Annotated in this window: 5 protein-coding genes; 3 read left to right on the top strand and 2 right to left on the bottom strand. The window is 60.4% G+C overall.

The genetic code is table 11. The annotated features are described in order from the left end of the window. Nucleotides 1-261: 261 nt before the first annotated feature. Together ACLRGI_RS05880 and ACLRGI_RS05875 are read left to right on the top strand one after the other, a co-directional pair. Nucleotides 262-1,437, top strand: a complete 1,176-nt coding sequence (locus ACLRGI_RS05880; RefSeq protein ID WP_419200723.1) for a tyrosine-type recombinase/integrase — start codon at nucleotides 262-264, stop codon at nucleotides 1,435-1,437. Continuing rightward, the gene (locus tag ACLRGI_RS05875; RefSeq protein WP_419200722.1) at nucleotides 1,389-1,742 is read left to right on the top strand and encodes a helix-turn-helix domain-containing protein; all 354 of its coding nucleotides are present in this window, start codon (nucleotides 1,389-1,391) and stop codon (nucleotides 1,740-1,742) included. The genes ACLRGI_RS05880 and ACLRGI_RS05875 overlap by 49 nt, the downstream gene beginning before the upstream one ends. 52 nt (nucleotides 1,743-1,794) lie before the next feature. Here the strand turns inward: ACLRGI_RS05875 and ACLRGI_RS05870 are convergent, their stop codons facing one another. Next, nucleotides 1,795-2,004, bottom strand: coding sequence for a hypothetical protein (locus ACLRGI_RS05870; protein ID WP_419200721.1), 210 nt, complete (start codon nucleotides 2,002-2,004; stop codon nucleotides 1,795-1,797). A gap of 114 nt (nucleotides 2,005-2,118) precedes the next feature. Between ACLRGI_RS05870 and ACLRGI_RS05865 the strand changes: the two genes are divergently transcribed. Further along, nucleotides 2,119-3,279 carry a site-specific integrase gene (locus tag ACLRGI_RS05865; protein ID WP_419200720.1) on the top strand — a complete coding sequence of 387 codons (1,161 nt, stop codon included), beginning with the start codon at nucleotides 2,119-2,121 and terminating at the stop codon, nucleotides 3,277-3,279. Here ACLRGI_RS05865 and ACLRGI_RS05860 read toward each other — a convergent pair. Next, the gene (locus ACLRGI_RS05860; protein ID WP_419200719.1) at nucleotides 3,223-3,777 is read right to left on the bottom strand and encodes a hypothetical protein; all 555 of its coding nucleotides are present in this window, start codon (nucleotides 3,775-3,777) and stop codon (nucleotides 3,223-3,225) included. The two genes, ACLRGI_RS05865 and ACLRGI_RS05860, sit on opposite strands and share 57 nt — an antisense overlap. Between the last annotated feature and the right edge of the window lie 117 nt (nucleotides 3,778-3,894).

The raw sequence follows: 3,894 nt of genomic DNA, 5'->3' as shown, positions 1-3,894 counted from the left end.
CCCCCCCCAAACCCCACCCCCCCCCCCCCAGATCAGTATCAATGTCTCGTGGGCTCGGAGATGTGTATAAGAGACAGCAAGTGGGACGAGTAGAAGTACATGAGATAACTCGTCCAAACCTGCCTTTGAGCGTTTTCCCACGTCAGAGACGGGTCCGCTAACGACGCCATTGAATGATGATCGGCGCGCGGACGGCGTCATTGCGCGCAGTAATGGCGTTATCTCTCATTAAATGAGAGATTCTTGCGTAGAGTTTGACCAGTGAACATCGAACCTGGGCGGATTCCTGCCTTTCTGAACACTGAGAACATTGAGCTGCTGCGGGCTGAAGACCGGGTTTTCGAGGCGATGCTTGATGGTTGGAGGGCGCAGATGCTGGCACGCGGACTCTCGACCGCGTATATCAAGAGCTCCTGCAGCGTCGTTGAGCGGTTCCAAGACCACGCGAACGAGTATCCGTGGACGTGGTCGGCGCACCACGTGGACGATTTCCTCGCGGACCGGCGCAGTTCAGAGAACGGCCTGGCGTTGTCCACGCTCCGGTCCAACGCGGGCGCGATCAAGGCGTTCTGCGCTTACCTGACCGATGGTCGTTATGGGTGGGCAGCCCTTTGCGAACGAGTGTTCGCGGATATCCCGGTGCAGGTCGTGTTTGAGTGGAATTCACCGCGGCATACCACCGACGATGCCATGCCGCCCCGCCGCAGGGCCTTCACCCGGGCAGAGCTTCAAACGTTCTTCGACGTCGCTGACGATGTGGTCGATACGGAGTTCGCCAAACGTTCCAAGGGTTGGTTGCCGGCGTTGCGGGATTCGACGGCGTTCAAAGTTGCCTACGCTTACGGGCTGCGCCGCCGGGAACTGACGATGCTCGAGTACGTCGACTTCGGCCCTAACCCCCACGTTGAACAGTTCGGCCGGTTCGGTGCAGTCCAGGTGCGTTGGGCCAAAGGAACAAGAGGCTCAGGGCCCCGGCGCCGGACCGTACTGACCGTCCCGGAGTTCGATTGGGTCGTCGGTCAGTTGGAGTACTGGCTCTCCCCCGACGGCCGAAAACGCTTCGCCACCGCGGACCGTTCAGCCAGCATGTGGCCCTCGGAGCGCTCCGGTTCCACCGTCTACCGCAACTTCGACCGGGCCTTCCAACGCATCAGGAAAACCGCGGGATTGCCGGAGGAGCTGTCCCTTCACACCTTGCGGCATTCCTACGTCACCCACCTGATCGAGGCCGGCTACGATCCGTTGTTTATCCAGCAGCAGGTCGGTCACAGCTACTCATCGACCACGGCCCTCTATACTTCCGTGTCGGCGGACTTCAAACAGAAGACCATCCAAAAGATGATCGCTCAGCGGCTACGCGGCAGCGGTACTGACGAAGGGAACGGCCCATGGCTGAGCAGCGACGAATCGGCTACCGATGGAACCTTCGGCAGATGATGGCCCATCGAAACCTCTGGAAAACCACCGAACTTCTCCCCCTCCTCAAAGCCCGCGGCATCAACCTCTCCAACGCCCAGGTCCACCGGCTCGTGACGGGAACACCGGAACGCATCCCCGCCCAGACCTTTGCAGCGCTCTGCGACATCCTCGAATGCACACCCAACGACCTGTTCGAACCCTACGTCCAGATGCGCGCGGCCAAGACCGCCAACGCCCCCAAGCGGCCAGAAGACCTGGGAATCCAGCCAGGCGCCCCGGTCGCACGCCGGATCAGGGTCTTGCCACCGGATGAAGATGCCTAGACCCCGGAAACCCAGCGACCCCGCGAAATGGCCCGAACCCTGCGGACGCTGCTCAGAACACCACCAGATCGTCGTTCGCTGGCCCGACAGCGGAATCTGCGGCTACTGCTACCAGCAAGCCAAACGAACCCGGGGTACCTGCGCCTGCGGCCACGAAGGCGTCCTGCCAGGCCGGGTAAACACACTCCCGGCTTGCCGCAGATGCTCCGGTGTCAAACTCAACATCGACTGCATTGGCTGCGGCAACGAAGACGAAATCCACTCAGGAAACCGCTGCTGGGCATGCGTTCTCGCAGCAACAGTCGATCGGCTCCTCACACCGGAAGAGCAGGCTCCCTCCCCCGAACTCCAAGCCATCGCAACAGCGCTGAAATCCATGAAACGAGCCAACAGCGGCCTCACCTGGATCCAGCAGCCCCACGTCACGGACTTCCTCCGGGAACTGGCGGGATCGCCCGACATCAGCCACGCCGGCCTCGACCAGCTGCCCGTCTCCACAACCCGCGAATACGTCCGCGGTCTGCTCGTGGAACACAACGTCCTGCCCCGCCGTGACGAGCTCAGCACACGATTCGCCAGCTGGGCCGGGCAGGCGATCGACAAAGTCACGACCCAGAACCATCGGGACATTATTCGCCGCTACATCCGCTGGCACCACCAACGCCGCATGAACCAAATGGACGAAGTCAGCCAAGGCACCTTCCTGAGAGCCAAACAGTCGGTCACCGTCGCCATCGAACTGCTCAACTGGCTCAGCGAACACGACACCGATCTCGCGACCATGACCCAAGCACACTTGGATCGCTGGCAAGCTCAGGGCCCCACCACGAGAGGCATCGCATCACGCTTCCTCGACTGGGCAACCAAAACCAACCTCATCGATCCGGCCCTGAAGCTGCAAGCCCACCGCCGTGGCACCAGCCCCCGGCTCGATGCAGCCACGCAACAACAAATCGTCCACAACCTCACCCACACAACCGAAATGAGCCCACGGGACCGTGCGGCCGCGATCCTCGTCCTGGTCTTCGGTCAGCAGATCTCAGACGTCGTCAAACTCACGTGGAACCACGTCACGGTCACCGAAGACGAAGTCACTATCACCCTCGGAACCGTCGAGATAGCCCTCACAAGTCCGCTCGATGAACCCTGGCGCGAGTTGGCGGCCACCCCGACACATGATCAGACAGCCGCGCACCCTAACAGCAACTGGGTCTTCCGCGGTGGCTCGCCAGGTAAACATCTCCGGGCCGCCAGCCTTACCGAACGGCTCAGCACGGCCTTCAGCAGCCGAGCTGCCAGGCTCGGCACCCTCCACGAACTCACCAAAGTCGCCCCCGTGGCCATCATCGCCGAAGCCCTCGGATATTCTCCAAGCACAATCGAACGCCACGCCATCGACTCGTCAGCGAACTATGCCCAATACATCGCCTCGATAGGCTCGCAAGCGTCTAGCTATCACTCCAGCCCGGGCGATGATGCCTTAGATCCACTGGCCTTCCGCCAGCTCAGACCAGAAATCGACACGATAGTTCGGTGATTTTCGGTCAGGAATGTTGAAGAACTCGCTTTGGAAGTACGAGACGAGATCACTGCCGTAATAGACCACGTCTGTTTGGTGCACGGAAAAGACCGGGCTGCCGGCACGCGCAGGAGCTGCTGGCATGAAACGATGCGAATAGATCGGAATTAGGACGGGGACGGCGCGCAAGCGATCACGTGCCGTTTCAAGGGCCACCTCAACGTCAGTGGGCCTGTCACCCCACTCCTCGGGCCAAAAAGCATTCTCCCGAACATCAAACAACACCCCATCATGTGGCCAGTCGAGCCTCTTCTGAATCGCCGCCGGATCGCCCATCCAATCAACCCATTTCGGGCCGATAGGCATCGCGAGACTCAGCAAGCCCGCATGATCGGGACTGAACTCGAACGAAAACTGCTCTTCAACATCCTCGATCTGCCAAGGCGATAAGCCAGGAGCCAACGGAACCTTCGCCGCATAAAGCACCTCAATGGCTTCTTCAACAATAGAACTCACGCCATAAATCTAGCCGTAGTGCTACTCGTCCCACTTCAACACGTCCCGCTGCCAGTCGAGTGGGACGAGTAGAAGTGGATGAGATAACTCGTCTCAACCTTGCGGATCGAAACTATT

Source organism: Paenarthrobacter sp. PPS72, from assembly GCF_048537125.1.
GTDB classification, from domain to species: domain Bacteria; phylum Actinomycetota; class Actinomycetes; order Actinomycetales; family Micrococcaceae; genus Arthrobacter; species Arthrobacter nitroguajacolicus_E.
Note: the sequence above shows the minus strand (reverse complement) of the source record. Positions and strands in the feature narration are given on the sequence as shown.